Source organism: Streptomyces sp. NPDC005533 (assembly GCF_042871845.1).
Lineage (GTDB): Bacteria > Actinomycetota > Actinomycetes > Streptomycetales > Streptomycetaceae > Streptomyces.
Genome location: NZ_JBIAJH010000043.1, coordinates 31812 through 53832 on the forward strand (window position 1 = coordinate 31812; position 22021 = coordinate 53832).

General features: G+C 70.4%; 26 protein-coding genes. 15 read left to right on the forward strand and 11 right to left on the reverse strand.

Features of this window, described 5'->3' with window-relative positions; genetic code table 11:
* Positions 1-781: 781 nt before the first annotated feature.
* The 3 genes from ACFYP3_RS30625 to ACFYP3_RS30635 all read right to left on the reverse strand — a co-directional run bounded on the left by ACFYP3_RS30625 (position 782) and on the right by ACFYP3_RS30635 (position 2548).
* A complete protein-coding gene (locus ACFYP3_RS30625; RefSeq protein ID WP_388839538.1) occupies positions 782-982 on the reverse strand; it encodes a hypothetical protein in 201 nt (66 codons plus the stop codon).
* Positions 983-1195: 213 nt separating this feature from the next.
* Positions 1196-1543: a DUF1330 domain-containing protein gene (locus tag ACFYP3_RS30630; protein ID WP_388839540.1), complete on the reverse strand. Its 348-nt coding sequence runs from the start codon at positions 1541-1543 to the stop codon at positions 1196-1198.
* 282 nt (positions 1544-1825) lie between these two features.
* Positions 1826-2548 carry a dienelactone hydrolase family protein gene (locus tag ACFYP3_RS30635; RefSeq protein ID WP_388839543.1) on the reverse strand — a complete coding sequence of 241 codons (723 nt, stop codon included), beginning with the start codon at positions 2546-2548 and terminating at the stop codon, positions 1826-1828.
* A gap of 280 nt (positions 2549-2828) precedes the next feature.
* Between ACFYP3_RS30635 and ACFYP3_RS30640 the strand changes: the two genes are divergently transcribed.
* Both ACFYP3_RS30640 and ACFYP3_RS30645 read left to right on the forward strand, forming a co-directional pair.
* Positions 2829-3113, forward strand: a complete 285-nt coding sequence (locus ACFYP3_RS30640; RefSeq protein WP_388839546.1) for a hypothetical protein — start codon at positions 2829-2831, stop codon at positions 3111-3113.
* Positions 3110-3703: a hypothetical protein gene (locus ACFYP3_RS30645; RefSeq protein ID WP_388839548.1), complete on the forward strand. Its 594-nt coding sequence runs from the start codon at positions 3110-3112 to the stop codon at positions 3701-3703. Before ACFYP3_RS30640 ends, ACFYP3_RS30645 begins: the two co-directional genes overlap by 4 nt.
* Here ACFYP3_RS30645 and ACFYP3_RS30650 read toward each other — a convergent pair.
* Together ACFYP3_RS30650 and ACFYP3_RS30655 are read right to left on the reverse strand one after the other, a co-directional pair.
* Entirely contained in the window at positions 3687-4595 is a 909-nt protein-coding gene (locus ACFYP3_RS30650; protein ID WP_388839551.1) for a rhomboid-like protein, read from the reverse strand. The two genes, ACFYP3_RS30645 and ACFYP3_RS30650, sit on opposite strands and share 17 nt — an antisense overlap.
* Before the next feature lie 59 nt (positions 4596-4654).
* Positions 4655-5569: a hypothetical protein gene (locus ACFYP3_RS30655; protein WP_388839553.1), complete on the reverse strand. Its 915-nt coding sequence runs from the start codon at positions 5567-5569 to the stop codon at positions 4655-4657.
* A gap of 401 nt (positions 5570-5970) precedes the next feature.
* Here ACFYP3_RS30655 and ACFYP3_RS30660 point away from each other — a divergent pair, with 401 nt between their 5' ends.
* Complete coding sequence (locus ACFYP3_RS30660) at positions 5971-6336, forward strand: hypothetical protein (RefSeq protein ID WP_388839555.1); 366 nt, start codon at positions 5971-5973, stop codon at positions 6334-6336.
* On the opposite strand, the gene ACFYP3_RS30665 is transcribed toward ACFYP3_RS30660, so the two are convergent.
* Positions 6333-6956: a TetR family transcriptional regulator gene (locus ACFYP3_RS30665; RefSeq protein WP_388839557.1), complete on the reverse strand. Its 624-nt coding sequence runs from the start codon at positions 6954-6956 to the stop codon at positions 6333-6335. The two genes, ACFYP3_RS30660 and ACFYP3_RS30665, sit on opposite strands and share 4 nt — an antisense overlap.
* 101 nt (positions 6957-7057) lie before the next feature.
* Here ACFYP3_RS30665 and ACFYP3_RS30670 point away from each other — a divergent pair, with 101 nt between their 5' ends.
* The 4 genes from ACFYP3_RS30670 to ACFYP3_RS30685 all read left to right on the forward strand — a co-directional run bounded on the left by ACFYP3_RS30670 (position 7058) and on the right by ACFYP3_RS30685 (position 9619).
* On the forward strand, positions 7058-7246 hold the full coding sequence (locus ACFYP3_RS30670; protein WP_388839560.1) for a hypothetical protein: 189 nt from the start codon (positions 7058-7060) through the stop codon (positions 7244-7246).
* Positions 7243-7536, forward strand: a complete 294-nt coding sequence (locus ACFYP3_RS30675) for a DUF4190 domain-containing protein (RefSeq protein ID WP_388839563.1) — start codon at positions 7243-7245, stop codon at positions 7534-7536. The genes ACFYP3_RS30670 and ACFYP3_RS30675 overlap by 4 nt, the downstream gene beginning before the upstream one ends.
* Before the next feature lie 663 nt (positions 7537-8199).
* The gene (locus ACFYP3_RS30680; RefSeq protein WP_388839566.1) at positions 8200-9072 is read left to right on the forward strand and encodes a DUF4394 domain-containing protein; all 873 of its coding nucleotides are present in this window, start codon (positions 8200-8202) and stop codon (positions 9070-9072) included.
* A gap of 247 nt (positions 9073-9319) precedes the next feature.
* Positions 9320-9619 (forward strand): putative quinol monooxygenase, encoded by a 300-nt coding sequence (locus ACFYP3_RS30685; protein WP_388839569.1) that lies wholly within the window; start codon positions 9320-9322, stop codon positions 9617-9619.
* A gap of 177 nt (positions 9620-9796) precedes the next feature.
* On the opposite strand, the gene ACFYP3_RS30690 is transcribed toward ACFYP3_RS30685, so the two are convergent.
* Positions 9797-10078 (reverse strand): hypothetical protein, encoded by a 282-nt coding sequence (locus ACFYP3_RS30690; protein WP_388839572.1) that lies wholly within the window; start codon positions 10076-10078, stop codon positions 9797-9799.
* A 1022-nt stretch (positions 10079-11100) separates the two neighbouring features.
* Here ACFYP3_RS30690 and ACFYP3_RS30695 point away from each other — a divergent pair.
* Both ACFYP3_RS30695 and ACFYP3_RS30700 read left to right on the forward strand, forming a co-directional pair.
* Complete coding sequence (locus ACFYP3_RS30695) at positions 11101-11748, forward strand: DUF4328 domain-containing protein (protein WP_388839575.1); 648 nt, start codon at positions 11101-11103, stop codon at positions 11746-11748.
* Positions 11749-12040: 292 nt separating this feature from the next.
* Complete coding sequence (locus tag ACFYP3_RS30700; protein ID WP_388839577.1) at positions 12041-12574, forward strand: SMI1/KNR4 family protein; 534 nt, start codon at positions 12041-12043, stop codon at positions 12572-12574.
* Positions 12575-12803: 229 nt separating this feature from the next.
* On the opposite strand, the gene ACFYP3_RS30705 is transcribed toward ACFYP3_RS30700, so the two are convergent.
* The 4 genes from ACFYP3_RS30705 to ACFYP3_RS30720 form a co-directional block, all read right to left on the reverse strand.
* Positions 12804-13277 (reverse strand): DUF3710 domain-containing protein, encoded by a 474-nt coding sequence (locus tag ACFYP3_RS30705; protein ID WP_388839579.1) that lies wholly within the window; start codon positions 13275-13277, stop codon positions 12804-12806.
* 298 nt (positions 13278-13575) lie between these two features.
* Entirely contained in the window at positions 13576-14115 is a 540-nt protein-coding gene (locus ACFYP3_RS30710) for a hypothetical protein (protein WP_388839582.1), read from the reverse strand.
* Positions 14116-14500: 385 nt separating this feature from the next.
* Complete coding sequence (locus ACFYP3_RS30715; protein WP_388839585.1) at positions 14501-14851, reverse strand: VOC family protein; 351 nt, start codon at positions 14849-14851, stop codon at positions 14501-14503.
* Between the two features lie 1147 nt (positions 14852-15998).
* Positions 15999-16523, reverse strand: coding sequence for a peptidylprolyl isomerase (locus ACFYP3_RS30720; protein WP_388839588.1), 525 nt, complete (start codon positions 16521-16523; stop codon positions 15999-16001).
* Between the two features lie 361 nt (positions 16524-16884).
* Between ACFYP3_RS30720 and ACFYP3_RS30725 the strand changes: the two genes are divergently transcribed.
* The 6 genes from ACFYP3_RS30725 to ACFYP3_RS30750 all read left to right on the forward strand — a co-directional run bounded on the left by ACFYP3_RS30725 (position 16885) and on the right by ACFYP3_RS30750 (position 21933).
* A complete protein-coding gene (locus ACFYP3_RS30725) occupies positions 16885-17022 on the forward strand; it encodes a hypothetical protein (RefSeq protein ID WP_388839591.1) in 138 nt (45 codons plus the stop codon).
* A 144-nt stretch (positions 17023-17166) separates the two neighbouring features.
* Entirely contained in the window at positions 17167-17562 is a 396-nt protein-coding gene (locus tag ACFYP3_RS30730) for a MerR family transcriptional regulator (RefSeq protein WP_388839593.1), read from the forward strand.
* A gap of 106 nt (positions 17563-17668) precedes the next feature.
* A complete protein-coding gene (locus ACFYP3_RS30735; RefSeq protein WP_388839595.1) occupies positions 17669-18592 on the forward strand; it encodes an NADP-dependent oxidoreductase in 924 nt (307 codons plus the stop codon).
* A gap of 413 nt (positions 18593-19005) precedes the next feature.
* The gene (locus ACFYP3_RS30740) at positions 19006-19821 is read left to right on the forward strand and encodes an inositol monophosphatase family protein (protein ID WP_388839598.1); all 816 of its coding nucleotides are present in this window, start codon (positions 19006-19008) and stop codon (positions 19819-19821) included.
* A 39-nt stretch (positions 19822-19860) separates the two neighbouring features.
* Positions 19861-20457 carry an NADPH-dependent F420 reductase gene (locus ACFYP3_RS30745; protein ID WP_388839600.1) on the forward strand — a complete coding sequence of 199 codons (597 nt, stop codon included), beginning with the start codon at positions 19861-19863 and terminating at the stop codon, positions 20455-20457.
* 444 nt (positions 20458-20901) lie between these two features.
* Positions 20902-21933: a helix-turn-helix domain-containing protein gene (locus ACFYP3_RS30750; protein WP_388839602.1), complete on the forward strand. Its 1032-nt coding sequence runs from the start codon at positions 20902-20904 to the stop codon at positions 21931-21933.
* The last annotated feature ends 88 nt before the right edge of the window (positions 21934-22021 follow it).

Sequence of the window (22021 nt, forward strand, 5' to 3'; positions counted from 1 at the left end):
CGCCGGACCTCGGAGTGGGGGTGGTGAACGCCAGGACGTAGGCGACGAGCAGGGGTTCGAAGTGCGTGGAGGCCGTGCAGACCGCGTGCAGCGCGGACTCCCGCACTTCGTAGCTCTCGCCGGAGACCGCGACGGCTCGCTCGAGTCGTTCTGCGCCAGACGGCCCGTCTCCAGGACGTCGCTGACGGCATCGAGCCACAGGTCCCGGCTGAAGCCTGACCAGCACACTCTCCCCCAGCCGAGCGCGGGCCCGCCCCAACGACAGGACGAATACGCGACCAGCCGAGCCGGCAGGAGACGATGGCGCAGCTCGACTCGGTCGTGCTTGGCTATCGCCGCGTCCACCAACCCGGCGGTGAACACCGTCGGTGAGGGTTCGCGGAGCCGGATGTCCGCATGGGGCGGTCGATCTGTACGGTGATCGGGCCGGGGTGGACAGCACGAGGTGGGGAGAGTTGGGGCGTTGACGGATCAGCAGACGGATGTGTGCAGGAACTGCGGGGAGCCGGTCGTCAAGAGCGACGGGCGCTGGTCACACGGCAGCCCCGGCCCCGGATTCGGCTTCGGCGGCGGTTGGGGGCACGTGGGCTGCAGCGCCTACAGCTACACCCTGCGGGGCGAGTGGGACAGCCGCCTGACGAAGGCGGAGAAGGCCCGCCCCCGCACCAGGGGCCAGCTCGCGGGCACGGAGGAGTTCCCCGCCTGGCCCGGGCTGCGGCAGCAGCGGGCCGAGGGCGAGCGCAAGGAGAAGGAAGCCGCTGCCCTCGCGGCCACCCGGTTCTCACCGCAGCTGGCCAAGGCCGTTGAGGCCGCCGAAGCGGTGGTGGCGGAACCGGGGAGCGTCACCTTCCGGACCCTGGAGCGTCGACGTCAGGCCGTGATCCTCGCCATGGAGCAGCAGGCTCGACGAAGCGCGGCCGAACAGGGCCACGCGGAAGCCGGCAGCGTCACCGCCGAGAGCGAACTGCGTCGGCTCCTGCAACTGACCCAGGAGCTCTTGCGCTCCCTTCGCGCGGCAGAAGAACTGTCCTGCTACCGGCGGAAGCGTTCAAAGCGGCGGCGGCCCGCTACAGCGCACGGGTCGATCAGCTCGCCACGGAGCGCTACGCCTCGCTGCCCCGGGACGGAGACGGCGCCTTCACCGAGCGCCGCGTACTCCAGGCTGCGCGCCGCCGCGCCGGACGTCGGTAGGGGGTCAGCGGGGTTCGGCTTCTGCCTGCAGCGTGCGGGCTCGTGCGGCCGGGTCGTAGTTCGGTCCGACCCCTTCGATGAGCAGCAGGTCGCCTTCGATGTGGTCGCTACGCAGGCGCAGGATGGCCCGGTAGGCCGGGGAGTCGTACCAGGCGCGGGCTTCGGCCAGGCCGGGGAACTCGATCAGCACCATGCTGCCGGGCCACGTGCCCTCCACGACTTCGGCCGGCGGGCCGTGGATGACGAAGCGGCCCGCAAAGGGGTCGAGGGTCGCCTGGATGCGCTGCAGGTACTCGATGACGTCGGAGTGGTCGCGGCGGCTGCGGAGATGGGCGAAGCCGTAAGCGGGCATCACGGGCTCCTTCGTTGCGGGGATGGGGGTGGCTGATGACCGCGAACGTAGCCGAGGGCGTCGGACGGTGCGATTACCCCGGAGGTAATCGACGCGACCGCACCGTCCGTGGCTTCGGGCACCGCGGGCCCCTACCCGGTAGGCAGGGACCCGCGGTGAAACGGGACGAGGGGAGAGCCGGGACCCGTCCACGGCGGGCGGCATCCCGGAAGACCTCGCCTACCGCCTACCGCCTACCGCCCACCGCCTACCGCCGGCTGTCGGCCCGGCGGCGGCCCGGCCTCACTTCAGGTGGCGGTCGAAGAAGCGGACCCCGTCTTCCACTTCGAACCACGGGGTGCCGGTGTGCCCGCCCGTATTGGCGTGCAGCGTCTTCTCCTTGGTGCCGAAGGCGTCGAACAGGTCCAGGGCCCGCTGCCGGGGGTTCCCTTCGTCGTCCCACTGCAGCAGGAACAGCAGCGGTACGGTGACCTGCCGGGCCTCCTCGCGTTGGGCGCGGGGCACGTAACCCCCGGCGAAGAGGCCGGCGGCGGCGATGCGCGGCTCGACCGCCGCGAGGTGGATGCCGACGGCGGTCCACCCCGAGTACCCGACCGGGCCGTCGATCTCAGGCAGCGCGAGGAGGGCGTCCAGGGTGGTCCGCCATTCCGGTACGGCCTTCTCGACCAGCGGGCCGATGAAGGACTCGAAGATCTCGTCGACGGGCTCGCCGGCCTGCACCGCCCGGCGGAGGTCCGCGCGGGCCTGCTCGTCGGCGGCGGAACGGGGCCGGTCCCCGCAGCCGGGGGCGTCGATGGCGGCCACCGCGTAGCCGTTCGCCGCGGTGTGCCGAGCCCGGGCCACCAGCCGGTCTGCCGACTTGGGCAGGCCGTTGTTGTGGGCCATCAGGACCAGCGGGGCCGGTGCGTCGGCTTCCGGCGTCCACAGGGTGCCGGGGATCTCGCCGAGGGTGAATTCGCGTACGCGGACGCCGTCGTCGAGGCGTTCCTCGGAAGTGAAGCGCATGGTCGTGCCTTTCGGGAGTGCACTGAAAAACGGCGCTCCCGGACGACCTGTCTAGCGTCCGACCGTGACCCCGGAGGGGAGCACCCATGTCGATACTGCGTTCACGGGTACCACCTCCTCGTTCTTTCGCACGGCCTCCGGAAACGTAGCAGCCGCCGCCGGAGCCCACCAAACGCTTTTTTGGCGCGGGCGCGCCCTCGTGGCCGCCGGTCACCGGGGTGCGCGACGCAGGTGTCAAGGAATTCTTGACAAGTAGCCCGCGTCAAGGTTTCCTTGACGCATGTTGATCTTGAGATGGGCGAGGGTCCGGCACCGCAACCGCTTCCCGGCCACCACGTCGATGGCCGCCGTACTGCCGCTCGCCGTGACCCTGCCCGCCCTGACGGCGATGGTCGGCGGCCGCCTCGGCACCTTCGTCACCATCGCCCTGATCGTCGGGAGCCTCGTACTCATCGCTGGCACGGCCGCCCTGACCGCCCGGGCGGCCCGCGACAGCGCCGAGCAGGCACGCCGCGACGAGGCGGTCCTCGACGCCCTGGAACCCCTCGCCGGGCTGCACCGATGAGCGACCAGCCACTCCTGGACCCGGCGGAGACGGACCGGATCCGGGAAGGGATCGCCGCAGCCGTCCTCGGCGCCCCCGACGGACTGGCCGACTCGCTCGAACACGACGCCCACGGGTACCTGCGCCTGCTGGACGCCTCGCGCGTCGGCGCCGAGGAGGCCGGCCGCCTGCTGCGCGAGGCCGTCCAGGGAGCCAGGTCCGCCGGCCACAGCTGGGACGCGGTGGGCCGCGTCCTGGGCGTGAGCCGTCAGGCCGCCCAGCAGCGTTTCGCGGGCAAGACCGCGGGGGCGGCGCCGTCGGCACCGCTCGCCGAGGGCCCGAACGCCCCGAAGCGCCGCACCCTCAGCGGACTGACCGCGTTCGACGAGATGGCCGCCCTGGAGGAGGCCGGCCGCGACGGCTGGCACATGGTCGGCTACGGCCCCTTCTTCCACGAGGTGGAGGAGTCCGGCCACCCCTGGGAACACTGCCGGGTCACCCTCCCCTCCGGTGCGCGCCACCGGCGACTGGAAGCCGAAGGATGGATTCCGGTCGGCGCGGGATGGTTCCCCTGGCGGTACTACAAACGGCCCGTCACCCCAGCCAGTTGAAACCGGTGACACACGCCGCTACCGGACCGACCACCCCTCCTCTCACCGCGGCGTCGCCGGAGCTCAGGCCGCAGGAGGCGTCGGTGCGCCGGCCACCGGCGACGTCGATTTCCACAACGGAGCCTCGGCGCGGCCCGACCTCGCCCGCGGGGGAGGACCGCTCGGTAGCGCGGACATCGCCGGCGGGGGAGGGCCGCTCGGCTGCGCGGACCCGTTGCCGCCTGAAAACCGGGACACCCAGCAGCAGGAAGCCGATGGCCGCCGCCGTGAGATGGCCGACGGTGGTGAAGTCCGGCAGCGGCCCTGACCATTCGGCACCGCCCACCGGCCACGCGAGGACGAACACGGCCCACGGCAGCCGGCCCCGGCGCGGCAGGGCGAGCGTCCCGATCGCCAGCACGGTCTGGGCGCCGTAACTGACCCCGTAGTCCAAGGACTGCCGCACGGCCGCCGGATACCAGCCGTGCCGCAGCGCCACCGTGATGACGACCGCGGTGAGCAGCGTGGCCGCGACGTGTCCGCCGAGGAAAACGGCCACGGCGCGTCGCTTTCCCCACCGGTGCTCCGCCCAGGCCAGGAAGCAGCAGACACCGAGACCCAGGGTGATGAAGGTACCCACGAAGTCGGTCGATGTGACGTCCGTGAGCGTGCCGTCGAAGAACAGCGCGCTGCCGAGCAGCGCGGACACCGGATGGTCCCGCAGGTTGTCCACATTGGTGCTGAGGTAGCCCAGCACCTCGGCCGCCCGGTCGGCGGACAGCCCGTACCCGACCCAGGCGTGGCCGGCGAGGAGCAGGCAGACGTAGGCAAGGGTCAGCGGCGCGCGACGCGGGTACCCCCGCACGGCGCGCAGCATCCAGCCCCAGGGAGCCCACGGTGACGGAGAGTTCATACCGTGGGATTCTCCCGGTCGACCCGACGGCGGGGACCGGCGGGTATCGGCAGCCGTCCTCAGTACAGCGGGCCGGAGGGAAACCCGTGATCCGGCGGGAACGGATCGGGCAGGACGGGAGCCGGCCGGGCCGCGGCCGCCTGCGCCTGCCCGACGGCCAGGCGCGCGGGCCATTCGGCCGCCCACATGATCGCGGCGGCTCCCGCCAACTGCCAGAAGCCGTCGACGTGCAGACGTGGGTCCACGAACGCCAAGGCCGCGCAGATCAGCCACAACACCAGGCAGTGGTAGGCGACGAGGACGATCGAGGCGATGCCCGGTACGGGCAGGGACAGCGTGATGCGCGGCAGCATGAAGAGGGACGCCACCGCACACAGCGCGAGCGCCTGCCGCCACCCCGGCGCGGAGTCGAGCCGTACGCCGTCCAGCACGAGCCAGGCGAGCGCGAGCCCGGCGGCATTGAGCAGTACGGCCGCCGTCGAGCGCGCCGCCGCCCCGCCGCCGCGGCGGCGGAACACGGCGAAGAAGGTCCCGACGGTGGTGGCAACGGCCGCCACCAGCAGCCCCGAGACGAAGACCGGCCCCAGCCCCGTCAGGCGCGCCGACAGACCCGCGGCGCCACAGATCCGTACGCCGGCCCAGAGGGCGAGCGGATACACGGTGACGAGGACCAGCAGGTTGACCAGCGTCTGCAGCACGCTGAGGAACATCAGACGACGCACCGGGGCGAAGAACTCCCGGTCCGAGGCCCAGAGGTCGGGCTCCTGCGCGAGCAACCCTTGGGCCCGCCGCAGGGACGGCCGCATCAGGAGGGTCGTCAGGCTCGACACCGCCCATGCGCCCGCGCTCACGAAGGCGGCGATCACCCCCACCACGAGCGCCTGCCGGCCCGCCGAACCGATCAGCCGGAAGTCGACGACCAGCAGCGCGGCCACCGCCACACCGGCAGCCACCGAAGCCAGTCGCAGCACCACGCCGGCGCCCCTTCCCGTACGCCCGCGCCCGCGCCCGCCGGTGACCGTCATCAGCTCGCCCCCTCTAGAGTCGCGCCCCCGACAGAAGGCATGCCCGGTGGTCCGTCAAGGAAATCGGGCGGCACCCGAGCGGCCCGGCGGAAACGCCACGCCTTCTTCCCCCCTCGTGCAACCAGTGCGCCCCGACGATGACGTCCGGGCGTCGCCGCTGCGACCTGGGCGCCCCGACGAGACCGCGACGGACGTGGATCCCGCATCGGCAACGGCGCTAAACCACCGCCGGGTTATGCCCCAAAGGTGACTGTCTGCAGCCTGCACGGATCGGATAGCAATGACGAGGTGCCTGGCACGGCCCGCCGACCGTCGGCGGCGATCCCAGTGCGCCGAGGAAGGAACGTCCCGTGATCCGCCCCCGTTTCGCCGCCGCTCTGTCCACCCTGGCCGTCACCGCCCTCGCGATCACCGCGAGCCCCGCCGCGGCGGCCCCCGGAGACACGCTCACCAGCTGCTCCAGCACGCTCACCCCCGACGGCTGGGTGGACATCCAGTGGTGGAACAGCGGCGGGTGCGGCTCCGGCTTCACGCCCAACACCAAGCAGATCAAGGACCTCAGGGGCTACCCGGTCGGCACCCAGGTCAACGCCTGCGCATCCACCTGGCCGCCCGCCGGCTGGACCATCACCAGCTCCTACTACTCCAGCGCCTGCCGCTACTCCGCCGTCCCCAGCTTCAACCCCAACACCTGGACCCTGAAGCGCACTTCCTAACCCCGCCAGCGCTCGCGGCCGAGGTGGATCAGGCGGAGCTGGTCGCGGGCCGTCGCGAGGACCGGGGACCAGTCCTCGCCGCGCAGGGAGGCGGCCAGACACGCGGAGGCCGTCATGAACATGTGGTCGACCAGGAGCCGGGACAGCATCGTCACGTCGGCGGCCCCCCAGCCCGCGCTGAGGGGCTCGGCCGCGAGGACCGCGCCGATCTCCGCCGCGAAGGCGTCGAGTTGTCCGGCGATGGCCTCGCGCACCGCCGCGACTCCGCCGTGCCGCTCCCGGACCAGGAAACGGACGTGCGCCGGACGGCTGCGGACGAGTTCGGCGACCAACCGCACCGCACCATCGGAGCGCCGACCTGCATCACCGCTCGACGCGAGGACGTCCCGTACGGTTGCGTGCAGGCTGGCCAGGGCCTCCTCGACGAGTACGGTCCCCAGCTCGTCCATGCCGCGGAAGTGCCGGTAGAAGGCGGTGGGAGTGACCCCGGCGTGCCGGGCGACCTCCCTGAGACCGAGAGTCCCGAGGCTCCGCTCCTCCAACTGGCCCAGGGCCGCATCGAGCAGCGCCCGCCGGGTACGGCGGCGCTGCGCCTCGCGGACACCGGTGTTCGCACTCATACAAGGCAGTCAACCGCGTCACACTCGCCGACCGCCAGCATGAGACGAACCGGACCGGGTATTCGGTGAACAACTGTTACCTGAAAGTAGGAGGAACTCCCGTGCTCTTCCTCGTAGGTGCACTCCTCGTCCTGGGCGTCATCCTCGGCGCCGTGGCCCATGTGCCGGTGCCGGTCAGCGTGGCCGTCGGCCTCGCGATCGCACTCTGGCTCGCCCTCTTCGCCGCACGCGAGCGCCTCTCCGGCCGCCGCGGCGGGCGCCCCGACCACCACCAGGGAGGTCTGCGATGAACCCGCCCACCGACCTCAAGACCCCGGCCGACGCCCGGCCTCCCACCCGAGGCCGCTACCGCGACGCCGACCCGATGGCCGTCACCTCGTTCGTCCTCGGCCTCGTCGGGCTCCTGCTGATGAACCTGCTCCTCGGCCCGATCGCCATCGCCCTCGGCTCCCTCGCCCTGTGGCGGCAGACCAGCAGGCCGGGCCGCGCCCGCCTGGGCATCGCCCTGGGCGTGGCCGACCTCGTGGTCCTCGCCTGCCTCGTGACCGCCGACGACACGTGGTCGTGGAGCCTGACCTGAGCCGAACCGACCACCCGAGCCGCGGCGGGTGGCCGTACGGTCGCACAGGTGCGGAGGCCTACTCGGGCGGCTCGCACCGCCCGAGAGGCGTCACCGTCCCATGCCTGGCCGGTGCTCGAAGGTATCCATGACCAGCCACTCGTCCAGCTCGGGGTCGTAGAGCTTCTGGTGCGCGTGCACCTTCTGTCCGTGACTGCTCCCTGAACGGAGGCAGGTCATTGGGCAGGCTCGGATCCTCGAAGTCGTCGGCCAGATCCCGGGTCATGCCGATCCGGCACATCACTGCCTGGGAACGAAGGTTGTGGACGGTCGTCGACGCCACCCCTTTCGGCAGCCCGAGGGCCTCGTAGCCGAAAGCCACCTGCCAGACCCCCTGCGCGGATCCTCACGGCCTACACCACCCGGCGGGACACCATCGGGCTCCGTCAGCAGTCGTTGCCATAGCCTCCGTTCCATCGCCCCGCCATCGTCGTCGTCCTCGTACCAGCCGTTGTGGTAGCCGCCGATGCTGTACCAGCCGCTCCCCAGCAGTGGGTTTGTGCCGCCATCGGGGTGACTTTCCGGGATGGGGCCCATCCGCCCGCGCGTGGATGCCGAAGAAGGCGCGATCCCGCTCAACACTCTGAGCGGGAGCCACCACTCTCACGCCTCCGGGGGAGCACCATGCGTACGCGCACCACCGTCATCGCCGTCTCCGTGGCCCTGGCCGCGGCCCTGTGCGCGCCCGCCCTGGCATCGGCCGAGGACAGCGGCCCTGGCGACATGGACCGCCGGGGGCACACGTCGCTGACGGCCATCGGGCTGACCGTCGACCAGCGGCTGGTCGAGTTCAGCGTCGACAAGCCGGCCAAGACCATGTCGCTGGGCAAGGTGTCCGGCCTGAGGGGCGACACCAGGCTCGTCGGCATCGACTTCCGCCCCCAGGACGAGAAGCTCTACGGCGTCGGCGACAAGGGCGGCATCTACACCCTCGACCCCGGCAACGCCGCGGCCATGAAGGTCTCCCAGCTCACCGTCGCCTTCTCCGGTGCCCAGTTCGGAGTCGACTTCAACCCGGCCGCCAATCGGCTGCGCGTGATCAGCCACACCGGGCAGAACCTGCGCCACAACATCGACGACGCGGCGGCGCCGCTGGGTACCACCGTCGACGGCATGCTCACCAACCCCACCACCCCGCTCTCCACCGCCGTAGGCGTCACCGGCGCCGCGTACACCAACAACGACCTGAACGCCGCCACCGCTACCACCCTGTTCGATATCGACACCAGGGCCGACCGGATTTCCCTGCAGTCCCCGGCCAACGCCGGAACCCTGGCTCCGACCGGGAACCTCGGCGTCGACGCGGGCCCGGAAGCCGGCTTCGATATCTACTTCGACGCCAAGCACGGCACCAACCACGGCTTCGCCGCTCTGACCTCCGCGGGCAGCGCACACCTCTACGAAATCAACGTCCTGACCGGCGCTGCCCGCGATCTCGGCGCCTTCCCCAACAAGCAGCAGGTCACCGACCTCGCCTTGCCCCTGAACCAGAAGTAGGCGACAGCACGCCCCGCGGTGGGCTGTCCGACGGATCGGCCCACCACACACCCCCTCTTGCCCGCCCTCGTCGGCGGCCCGACCCCCGCGGCCACCGTTGCTCCCGCACCACGAGCAATCCGTGCCCCATACCCCATACCCCGTACGTCGGCGAAGGGTCTCCCGGGAGTCGGCCGGTCAAGCCGCCCCTGAGAAGGGTCCAGAAGCCCGTGCGATCCATTGCAGACCGAGAGACTACGGAGAAACCATGACCGACCGCGGCCTTCTGGCCCGTATCGAGGCCAAGCCCGAGAGCGCAGCACAGGTCCAGGAGCTCCTGGAGAATGCGCTGGAGCTCGCCCGTCAGGAAACCCAGACCGTGACCTGGTACTCGTTCAGGCTCGGCCCCACGAGCTTCGGGGTCTTCGACACCTTCAATGACGAAGCGGGGCGCGAAGCCCATCTCAACGGCAAGATCGCGGCGGCCCTGATGGAAATCGCCCCCACCCTGCTCGCCAGCGCCCCCGACATCCAGAAGGTCGACGTCCTGGCTGCCAAATTGCCGTGACACCGTCCTGCGCGGGCTGCGGACCGGATTCACACCCCGTCGGTGCCGTCCTCCTGGTTCTCGCCGTCATCCTGGCCGCCGGCTCCGACGATCCGCCCGTCCGCGTCGCGCTCGCGCCGGACTGCCCCGCCTGCGCCGGCGGGTAGACACGCGCCCACGGGCCGAAGCCGCGCTGCGTCAGCTTCCGATGCGCCGGGCGATCTGCTTGACCACCGGGTGGTCCTCTCCCGGGCGAGACGCGGGGAACGGCGCTGCTCGTGGCCTTCTAGACGCTCCGGGAGCCCGAGCGACCAGCGGAGCGGCATCCTTCCCGGCCCGGTTCGGCCGCGCAGCGCCGAGCCGGGACTCCCGCAGCGACCATCCGACCAACTGCGCCCCGGTGGCGGCCGGGCCGTCCAGCACGATGCCGTCCACGCCGTCCATGCCGTACGCGGTGCCGTCGCCGTCCAGCAGGGCCAACGGGCCATGCCGGAACCGCGGGTCGACGGGCCTGCTGCGGGGCTGCTTTCCGTACCGGGCGGCGCGACGTCGCCGCCGACCCGGTCACCGTCGTCGCCGTGACAACCGCAGATCACCCAGGTCTGGGCCGACTCTGCCTACGCCGGCCAGCTCGTGACCTGGTACGACGACTTCCTGAGAGGCGGGCCGAGAACAACCCTGGCGCTCGCTCGGTCAGCGCTTCTGTGCCCGGTAGTGCTTGAGAAGAGCGGTGAGCTTCGCCGGTTCAGCAGCACCGTTCAACTCTGCCAGGAGAGCGTCAGGGCAGAGTTCGTAGGGGTCACCCCACCACCGCCGGCCCTTGTTGTCCCAGATGCGATAGCCCGCGGGCTCTCAGTCCGGCCTGAGTTTCGTGGTACTCAAACACTCACTGGCGCGCAAGGGACCTTGCACTAGCCCAGACTCCGGCCAGGAGTCGGCCCGTCCAGGCTGGTCCTGCGGGCGGAACCCCTCTGCCCCGGTCAACGGGATCCGGGGAACGGGTCGCCTGTGCTCATCCTGACCACCCTCCCGTGGGCGGCTCCCCGCACCTGCGCGCCATGCGCCGGCGGCCCACCCCGGCTGTCGAGTCACAATCCAGCCCGGCCTGCTGCCGACGATGCCGAGGCCGGCACAACCGGTCGGCATCGAGTGGACCGCGACGTCGCCCCTGCGGTGCCCGATCGACGACGCCGTTGCCGACGGCTTCTCCTGCCTCGTCGACGCCCCCGAACATCCAGGTCGGCCCTCCCCGAAGCACACGTACCGCGGCCCTCAGACCTGACCTGGGGAAACGAGTGTGACGCGGACGGACCGGCTGGCGTAGGTTCCAGCTTGGCCCGCCCTGCTCGGCGCGCCGTCTCGCGTGTTCACACCCTGGGGGTTCCTTCAGCATGTCCGCAGCTCCGGCCGGTTCTCCGGCCCCGACCTCATCCCCGACCCAGTCGCCGTCCCCGTCCCCGTACGCTGCGCACGGCGGGCAGGGCGATCGGCTCCGTGCGCCGGTGGGCCTGGCCATCGCCCTGGGCGTGCTGTTCTCCCTGGTCGTCGCACTCGCCGCGTACGCCGTGTACGCCGACTGGAACATGCGCACCCTCATGGAGCGCCTTCAGACGGCTCCCGCCACCGTCAGCGATGCCGAACTCGACCGCGGCCGGCAACTGGCCGGTCTGGTCGGTACGTTCCAGGGCAACGCCCTGATCGTGACGGGCATCGTCTTCATCGTCTGGTTCCACCGGGTGCGCAGGAACGCCGAAGTCTTCGCACCGGGCGCGGAGAAGCTCTCGCCGGGCTGGGCGATCGGCGCCTGGTTCATACCGTTCGCCAACCTCTGGCTGCCGTACCGGATCGCCGTGACCACATGGGTGTCGAGCACGCCCCGCGGGGGCGACGAGGGCTACCGGCGCTTCCCGTTGACCCTGGTCAACCTCTGGTGGGGCGGATTCGTCCTGTCCCGGGTCCTGGGGTGGTACGGAGGTATGTCCTACGGCCGCGCGCAGAGCCCCGACGCCGTGCGCGACGCGGCCACGACGATGCTGGTCGGTGACGTCCTCGACATCGTGGCGGCCGTCCTCGCGGTGCTCTTCGTGCGCAGGCTCACGGCCATGCAACACGCCAGGGCCGCGCAGGGGCGCGTCGTCGCAGCGGGGTAGCCGGGCGAGGGCCAGGCTCCACTACCCCGGCCACGGGACGCAGTACCGCCACTGGCAGGGACGTCGTCGAGGGAGGGCACGTCGCCGGGGATGATCAGGTTGCGGACGTACTGCCAGCCGCGAATCGAGGCCTCGTCACCACCGCTCGGATGCTCAGGTCGGTCTTCGGCCCGGCAAACCGGCAACGAATCCCCGACGACAGGCCTCTCCATCCGCCCCACGTCGGACCGGCGTGTGCAGGCCAGGTCCCTGCCGCCGGCCATGGACGCAACTGAGGAAGAGGACCCACGCAGTGACCAACGCCCTTACCCGTCTTGTCGACATCGCCCCGGCGCCGAGCCTGATCCGTCACACGGATTGGGGTGAAGTCGAACGAACCCTCGCGGTCGAACTTCCCGACGACTACAAGGAGCTCATCGGCGTCTATGGAGGAAGTAACTGGGACGACTACCTCTACGTGCTGGAGCCCGACTGCCCCAACAAACACTATGACCTCCTCACGTGGGCCAAGTACCAGTTCGAAGATCTGCAAGACCTGTGGACCGTGGAGAAGAGGCCGGCAGAACTGGAGCCCGAGGGATCCGTGGTCATCCCCTGGGCGACGACGGACAACGGAGAATGCCTGTACTGGCTCGTTCTTCCCGGCGTTGAGCCGAACGAATGGTCCGTCATGGTGAACGAGGCGAGCGGCCCCCGATGGGAAAGCTACTCCCTGTCGTGCACGCAATTCCTCGCGGCCGCCCTCACCGGAGAACTGCAGTCCAACATCCTCTCCTCACAATTCCCGCTGGCCACCCATGAGTTCCGCCGCCTCGGTCCGGCGTGACGATGCGGCGCCCTGCCGACCCGACGCCTGGGCGGTCGGTCCGTTCGATGAGTACGCAGAGCCCTGTGCACATACGCTGAGCGCGAGCACGACCCGGTCCGCGACACCTGGCCAAGGCCCCGGCACGAACCACCGGCCGCTCAGCTCGGGCGCGTCTCGGGCGGGAGTGGATAGTCGGTGGGCCGGGGCAGGACGAGGTGGGAAGCGCCCAGGATTCCCCCGCGCCTGGTCAACCTCTGCCCGGTGTCTTCCCGGCCGAACGGGCCGGTGACCTCCTTGGCGGTGCCCCCGACCGGATGATGCCGACGATGAGCTCTCTGCGGATCGGATTCCACGCGTCTTCCCGCTTGGCCGCGGCGAAGGCCTGCATCTCCATGGAGGCGTCGGCGATGGTGACGGTGACCGCGGCGGGGTGCTCACCGGCGGGGTGCATACGCAGCTCCATCCCCTGGACCCGGGGAACGTAGAGGCCGCCGAGGTCCACGCGGCCCTGTCCGGGGTCGGTGACTTCCGATCCGTCCCAGGGCCCGTCGGAGCGTATGAAGGCCCCTGCCCCCGGTAGGTGGAAACGGGACGCGGCCGCACGCTGCCCCACGTCGTCGGCCGGCGCGGGCGCGGGCTCCAGCTCGCCGAACTGCCGCGCAGCGTTCCGCCGGGCCTCGTGCCACCGTTCCTTCCCGTGTGCGTCCGACCCGCAGGCCACACGATCTCACGCGCGAATTCGAGTGTGGGGAAGCGCTCTTCCGGGCCCAGGTCCCAGCCGTTGTCAGGCAGGGCAAGCTGCTTGTGCAGCACCTGCACTGCTTACGGGCCGTACCGCGGACGGCTGGGCGCTGCGCAAGGCCCGCAGCCGCTGGCGCTCCCGGACCGAGGACCACACATGAATCACCCGGTTCAGGCCGGCAGCGGGTGGCAGCACACACCGAGCCGGCCCCGGTCCGTCCGTCCTGGACATCGCCCGGCTCGGGTGGCCGCGCCTCGCTCTCGCCCGTATGCGGGGATCAGCCCATGCGGAGGGTGATCTCGGGGACGGGCACGGGTATGTCGGAAAGGTTCAGCTGGAGCCCGGTCAGGGTCAGGTAGGTCTGCGAGTCGGTCAAGGCGGAGGTGGTCGACGGCGCCTGGGTCTTCCCGCGCGTGCTCACCAGCAGGTACCAGCCCCCGCGCTTGTAGCTGTGGGAGGCGGTGTCGGGGCGGTCGCCGTTCGGGTTCAGCGTCCAGCCCTGGCGATCCAGGTCGGCGCAGATCGCGTTCATCTCCGACAGTGCGGCGGTCTTCTCGCGGACGGCCGTCCAGCCCGTTCTGTTCGAGTCGGCGCCGGCCGCGCCGATCGGGCGGCCCTGTGCCGGGTCGAGGCCCGCTGCGCTGACCGCGGTCCGGATCACCTCGTCCACGGCGTCCCGCGTGAGGGGCGGTGACGTGGACTCCGGTGTGGGCGCCGCCGCGGACGGGGACGGCGTGGGCGCGGGCGCGCCCAGGTGGACGCGCCCGTCGTCGCTTATCTGGACCTGGTCCGGCAGGACCACCGCGGCCAGACTCACGATCAAGGTCGCGGCCAGCCCGATCCATACCCTCTTCAACAGCGCGTTCAACGTGAAACCCCCCGAGTGATCAATTCAGAAGGAGTGTCACACATACTGCTCGGCGCCCCGTAGTCCCAAGCTGCTGGCTGCGTCCCAGTCCCACACACCGCAGCCGCCATCCCCGTACTCGCCTTAGAGGTTGAGGTACGGGACCCCCACGCACTCTCGCCACCGCGTCAACCTCCGCAAGAGCAGGCGGGGACAGGCCGGCCACAGGGAGCTGATGAGAAAGCCGGCGCGTGGCCACTGCTCGGCGCGGACACGATCACCGCCAAGCGGCACATCATCTCGATGCCGGACGCCTACGGGTGACGGGGCATCTCCCCGGTGTGTGCTGTGGAGGTCACAAGTCGTGGGCGACGGGGTGCAACGGTTCGTACAGCGGAAGTTCGGCGCCGCTGGGAAGCCGCACAGCAGTCAGTTTGCCCCAGCGCTGTTCGCTGACCGGGCGGGTGATCTCGACGCCCTGCGCGCGGAATTCGTGGAGCTGGGAATCAAGGTCGTCGCACATCAGATAGAGCTCGTGCCGGGATGGGCCATCGGCAGGGTGTACGGCGACTCCGGCCGGGGGCAACTTGAAGATGAGCCAGCCGCCGCCCGCGTCGACCCCGGGGAAGTCGAGGACGTCACGGATGAAGGCACGATCCGCCTCGGCGTCCTGGCTGTAGAGGATGACATGCGCACCACTGATCATGGCTGGCCCCTGTCCATCAACGTCCCGACGGTCGCGTCTCCTGCATCCTGACACGCAGCGGCGCTTCTGGCGTGTCGCCCCGGCCGGTACGTCGGCCTCCGGGTGCAACGTCAGCTGCCGGCCTCGACCCTCAGGTACGAAGTTGTGAGTGTCCACACGAAGAGCGGTCCGTGCTTCTCCCGTAAGGACGTCAACGGCTGCTGAGACGGTTCTGAGAGGCGTCGCCGGTAGACGGGGCGGGGACCGATGCATTCTTCCTCGAGCAGGGCACCTGGCCTTGGCGAGTCCCACGAGAGCGACAGGGCGTCGCGTACCGATCCCGGGGTCCATGCGGTGGGCCCATCCGCAGAAGTGACCCGTTCGACAACACTCGGTACAGGCAGGCCGGGGGCGAAGTAGAGGTGCAGTCGCATGACACAAACCAGCTTCATGCGGGTCGGCGGGTTGGGGTCGGTCGGGTTTGGCGGTGCCCCCCGTATGCAGTTGTCCACCAGCTGAAGGCGTACCGGCGTCATCCAGGGATAGTGCGCCTGTACAGCAGCCGCCTTGGCCCGTAGCTCGTTTTCTGCTTTGTCCCGCGCTGCCGCAGTGCTCTCGGACGTCGCCAGCTTGCGAAGGCTGGCCTTGGTGGAGCGGCCCTTGCAAGCACTGATGCCGTAGAGCAGCAGGACCCACACTGCGGCCAGCACCTTCTTGGGGGCCCTGGATAACCAGGCATCCGCCACAGTTCACTCCTAAGCCAGGTCGAGGTGCCCATCAGGCTGCCGTGCAAAGCCGGCGGTGTCCTGAGTACTGATACTCAGACACTCGACGGATCGAGCATCCCCGGCTCAAAAACGACCAGGAGTCACCCCGGCGACCTGGCGGGCCGGTGAAGTGGAGAACCTGCAGGTCGCCGAGGCCAGCGGCCGCCTCGGACCCACGGCGCGCTGCGGCCTTGTCAACTTGGGCGGCCTCGTCCTCTCGCGCCCCGGCCGCCATCGTCCGGGAATGGCCCGACGTCCGCGCCATCCGCCCCCGCACCGGCGGGACCGCGTCCCGCTGTCGGCCTCCCCGATGGCGGCTCGCTTCCGCTCCACCACCACCCCCACTGGCCCCCGGACAGGCGACGCCGCAGCGGCCGCGGCTTTGGCGCAGCCGCGGGGAGTCAGTGTCGGCAGGACTGTCGGACGCGGAGCAGCTCGGTCCGGAGCACCGGTGTGCCGTCGACCGGGGCCGGATCCTCCGCGGTGGGTTCGATGCCTCCGGCGGCGGTTTTGTCGAGTGTTGTCAGGCCTTCGGGGCCGACCGTGCCGAACACCGTGTAGTTCGGACGCAGTGCGGAGTCGCCGTAGACGACGAAGAACTGTGAGCCGTTCGTGTTCGGACCGGCGTTGGCCATCGCCAGCAGGCCGCGCCCGTACAGGCGGCGCGCGCCGGTCGGATCGGTCGGTGCGGGTGGCAAGTCCACCGGCAGCTCGTCCTTGTACTTGTACCCGGGCCCTCCCTCACCGATACCGGTCGGATCGCCGCACTGCAGGACCTTCAGCGTCGGGTACGCCGTCAGACGGTGGCACACCGTCCGGTCGTAGAACCCATGCCGTGCCAGGTGCAGGAAACTCTGGACCGTGCACGGCGCCTTGGCCCGGTCCAAGTGCAGCGGGAGCGGGCCCTGGCTGGTCGGGACATCCATGTCAACCGTGCCACGGCTAGGGGTGCGCCGCGGGTCGGGCGGCAGTGGTACATGACGCGCGGGCGGCTCGTCCGGGGTTTGTGTGTACTGGCAAGGGCCGGGCGTGGTGCGCGGCGGAGCGCCCTCGGAAGCGGTGGCGGCATTTCCCCCGGACACGACTAAGGTCACGGCCGCTAATGCGCTGATCAGTGCTCGATTCATCTTGCGCGCCCTTCTGATGATCGACAGGTTTTGGAGCGGTCGCAGTCTAGGACGTGGTGGGGTCGGTGGGAATGGTCAACGACAGGAGGCCCGGCTGCGGGTGCCGTTGCCGGCCTGGCGGTGGGCGGGCGGTACGGGTTTGCTCCCGCCGGCGGACGCAGTGGCCCAGTGGAACGCCGGTGATCCGGAGGGCGAGGACGTCCGGGCCGCGGCCGTCGGGCAGATGTCCGTCGGGCAGCGCGTGGTCGACAACGTCACCCGGAGCCTGTCCGTCCTCGGCGTCGTCTGGATCGGCTAGCTCCTGACCGTCCCCTGGCCGCCCGGTGCCGGCGGAGGAGCGCAAGGCAACGGCCTCATTGCCGGGCTTCTGGTACGAGGGATCGTAAGCCTCCATGACTCATCGGCGTCTGGCCCTGGAGGTCGCGGGCGTAGGCTCTCGGAGATGCGGATAGGTGAGCTTGCCAGGCGCACGGGCGTGAGTCCGCGCTCATTGCGGTACTACGAAGATCAGGGACTGCTGACCAGCACACGCTCCAACACGGGGCAGCGTCACTATCTTGATGCTGCGGTCCAGCGCGTGTCGCTCATCCGGCAGCTGTTCGACGCGGGGATGTCCAGCCGAGTGATCGCGACGGTGCTGCCGTGTGTGGACGTCCCGGGTGACCTGGGTGTCGCTGAGGAGACGTTCACCGCGATGGTGCGCGAACGCGACCGCATCGACGCCGACATCGCGCACCTGATCGAGACCCGGGATGCACTCGAAGCGCTGATCAGGGCCAACAGCCGGTATCGGGCGGAGCTGTCGACGGTCGCGGAATCGGTGGCGCAGTCGACCTGATGCTGTGACCTGCGTCTCTTCCGGTTGCCCCTGACACCAATGTCAAAGGTGAGGATGGCGACAGCGCCCGGACTCACCGGGTAGGTCGTACGAGAGGCGGCAGAACATGGGGCAGGCATGGGGTTTCGGCAGGTATGGCGGGCCCGAGGTGCAGGAGTTCTTCGATCGTCCCGATCCCGTACCCGGTCGCGGCGAGGTGCTGATCCGGGTCGACGCCGCCGGCGTGAATCCCCTCGATCACATGCTGCGATCAGGTCAGGTCGAGGGGCTCGACGGCGAGCGTCCGTTCCCCCGCGTGCTGGGCATGGAGGCAGCCGGAACCGTTCTTGCCCGGGGCGAGGACGTCAACGGGCTCGAGGTGGGCGACGCGGTCTTCGGCTTCGCACTGACCGGTGGCGGTACCTACGCCGAGACCACGGTGCTGTCCGCGCCGAACACCGCGCGCATCCCGTCGGGTCTGTCCGCGACCGTGGCGGCAACGCTGCCGGTGGCCGGGACGACCGCGGTGGACGTGCTCGACCAGCTCGGACTCCCGGCCGGTGCCACCATCCTGGTCAACGGGGTCGGGGGCGGGGTCGGCCTCGCCGTCGCCCGGCTGGCCATCGGGCGCGAGCTGCGCGTGATCGGCACCGGGAGTACGGCCAAACGCGAGCACGCAGAGGGCATAGGAGTGCGGTTCATCGACTACACCGCCGAGGACGTCGCCGACGCGGCACGCGAGCACGTTCCGGCCGGCTTCGACGGGATCGTCGACCTGGTCGGCGGCACCTCGCTGCGGACGGTCGCTCCGCTGGCCCGGGATCCCCGCCACGTCATTGCTGTCGGTGATATGTCTGTGTCCGATCTCGGTGGGCGTTTTGTCGAGCGTCGCGTCGACCGCGAGAACTTGGAGCGGTCGGCTCGGCTGGCTCTTGACGGAGTCCTCGCACCCAGAATCACCGCGGTCCATCCGCTCTCCGACGCCCCGGCAGCCCTCGCCGCTGTTGAAAACGGTCACACCTCGGGCAAGGTCGTCATCAAGGTCACCTGAGAACTGCCCGGCCGCCTAACAGCGGCGCAACCAGGCCGTTTTCCACCGCGGCCAACCCCAACTATCAGCTGCTGCGGCTCGAACACGACGGCTTCATGCGCCCCGGCCGGACTCATCGACCGCCTGCTCGCCGAGGGCCGGCGCGTCTTCGACCCGGCCGGGTCGCACGAGCAGACCTCCGACCGCGCCGTCTCTCCGGAAGCCCGAGACGACGTCCTGACATTCATCGGCCCACCCTGACCGAACCCCTGTACATCCTGGGCCCCGTCTCGGTGAACGGGCTGAACGTGCGCATCGACGTTGGTGTGGCGCTGATGTTCCGGACGGGTGTCGCTGGTGTCCAAGTGCGTGCTGGGCCCAGTTCCTTAGATTCGACCAGTCCCTTCACCCGTCCTTCCTCACACCGGAGCACCATGTCCGAAACTTTGGAGACCACTGACGTCCTCTCCGACGCCGACCTGCTCGACCGGACCGCGGCTGCCGTGCGTGCGGCCGGGCTGGCGCTGCACGAGCGTTTTGGTGAGGTGATCCCTTACGCGAGCCGCGACGATCTGATGCGCGCCCTGGCCGTCAACGACGACACGGTCCTCGGGATCCTCAGACCCCGCCTCACCCGGCTGCGCCCGAAGGCCGGCTGGGTGGAGGACGAGCTGGACGGCGGGGCACTGCCGCCCGGTGAGTGGTGGGTCGTGGATCCGGCCGAGGGCAATGTCAACCACTTGCACGCCCTGCCCGATTGGGCCGTCACCGCCACCCTCGTCCGGGAGAACAAGCCCGTACTGACCGTTGTGCACTTGCCGTTGACCGGCGAGACCTACACGGCGCTGGCCGGCGGGGGCGCCCATCTCGACGGCCGGCCGGTGCGCGTGTCCGAGACGGCGGACCTCGGCCTGGGCATCGTAGCCACCAGTCAGGCCCGGCCGGACGAGGACGACGATGTCGTGCGACGGATCGGTTCCTCGATCACCGCCATGCTCTTCGACGCCCTCGTCGTGCGCACCTCGGTGCCCGCGACCCTGCACCTGGCGAACGTCGCAGCCGGGCGGCTCGACGCCTTCTGGCAGTTCGCCGGCGCCCGCGCGGACCTGCTGCCCGGAGCGTTGCTCGTCACCGAGGCCGGCGGACGGATCTCCGATGTCGAGGGACGCCCCTGGACCCCGCACAGCGAAAGCTTCCTGGCGGCCGCCCCGGGCGTTCACCCGGACGCTGTCACCACTCTCTCCCGCTGACCCGCACCATCACGTGCACGTACGAAAGACCAGATCCTCATGACCACGATCGCAGTACTCGGAAACGGCCGCGTCGGCGGCAACCTGGCCACGGCCCTCACCCGGGCAGGGCATCAGGTGACGGTGGCAGACAGCGCCCCGGGGGCTGCGGCGGCGGCCGCCCGCGGCGCCCGGCTGGTCGTCAACGCCACCCCGGGCGCCGGCTCCCTGGACCGGCTCACCGCCTTGCGCGAGGAGCTGCACGGGAAGATCCTCGTCGACGTCTCCAACGCCACCACCGACGGGCCGGACGGCCTGCCCGCTGACCTGCTCTACCCCGGTACCAGCCTGGCCGAGCAGCTCCAGGAGGCCCTCCCCGGCACCCACGTCGTCAAGACCCTCAACACCATGCTCTTCCCGGTGATGACCTCCCCGGCCACCCTCAGCCAGCCGCCGACGGTGTTCCTCTCCGGAGAGGACCCCCAGGCCAAGCAAGCCGTCCGTGAACTGCTCACCGACCTCGGATGGCAGCGGGAGTGGATGGCGGACCTGGGCGGGATCCGGACCGCCCGCGCCGCGGAGGCGGCGATTCTGTTCGTCCCGCACGTCATCCGCGCCTCCGGATTCACTCCCTTCGCGATTTCGATCGCCCGCTGACACGTCGGCCCGCACCGGCCGGGGACGACCGCACCGGCCGGGGATGACCGCACCGGCCGGGGACGACTGAGCCGGCGCCGGCAGTGACCGGTCCCGGTGACGGACTCGGTGACGGGCCCGGTGACGGACTCCGCGTATCACCGCCACCCGTGTGAGCCCGACAGGCACGACGGACCACCAACGCGATCCCTGATGTTCCAGCAGTGACCGGCTGGTCCTCAGGGATCGCGGCTCCTGTAGCCGGACCGGACGAGCCGCCCCCAGGGCGCGTACTCGGGCGGGTCATCCCCTCCGGCCGATTCGGAAGTATCAGCTCCACCCCTCGACCGTTACCATGCAGGCCACTTGTAGGAAGATCCACTTAGTGGCGCATGAGCCGCAACGGCGTCCCTCGGAACACCACCGTGGGGCGCTGTCGCCATGCAGACGAGGGAGCGGAGCGGGATGCACGCGAACGGAGCGCCGGCCGGCGGCGCCCGGGGGGTCTTCATCATGGACTCGATGGGCCCGGGCGGCGCACCGCAGGGACTCGAGGCGTTCCGGCGCGGGTGGGAGACTCAGATCGGCGACGACGTGTTCCAGCTGCCGGCCTTCAGCCCTGACACGATCGGCGACTTCCGGGTCAAGGGGAACGTGACCAAGGTCGACGGTGCGGCGATCGCCGATCTCCACGCGGCGTCGGCCACCCGCACCGCGGACGTCCCGGGCGGCGACCAGGACCTGGTCGCCATGTACGTGGTGCGGCGCGGCGCCTGGACGCTGGGCAACCCACCCGGCTACGGCGACCAGACCGTGTCGGCCGGGCAGTTCCTAGTCCGGCACCTGGGGCGTCTGACGGCCTTCGAGACGACGGCCGACCTCACGGCGAAGTTCCTCGTCCTGCCCTCCGACGAACTCAAGCCCCTGCTCGGGAAGCGGGCCGTCACCGGCTCCGCCGACTCGGCCGAGATGCGTCTGCTCACGGCCATGACGGACATGATTCACACGACGATCGGTGAGCTCGGCCCAGCCGGCGTGAGCGCCGCCCAGCGCACCCTGATCGAGTTGACCAAGGCAGTGGCCAAGGGCCGCTTCGATGACGTCGAACCCCGGCTGGCCCCCGCCCTCGCCCAGGCAGCCAAGGACCTCGCGGACCGCCGGCTCGCCGATCCCGGACTCTCCCCGGCGATGCTCGCACGGGAACTCAACGTCTCCGTACGCACCCTGCACCGGGCATTCGCCGCGGTGGACGAGCAGGTGAGCACCTACATCCGCCACCGGCGACTGCACGAGGCCCGACTCGCCCTCATGGCGTCGGCAGGCCGCTCGAGCATCACAGAACTCGCCGCACACTGGCAGTTCGCGGACAGCAGCCACTTCACCCGGGCCTTCAAGAAGCAGTTCGGCCAGACTCCCACCGAGTTCGCCCGCTCGACCGCGGCATCCCCTGCCCCACCGGACCGCCACCCGCCAGCCCATCCGCCGAGCAGGCCCTAGTGTGCTGAGTCAGTAATTCGCCGGCAGTACGAGGCGAGGGACTCAAGGATCTGGTCGGCTGTCTTCGTCCAGACGAAAGGCTTGGGGT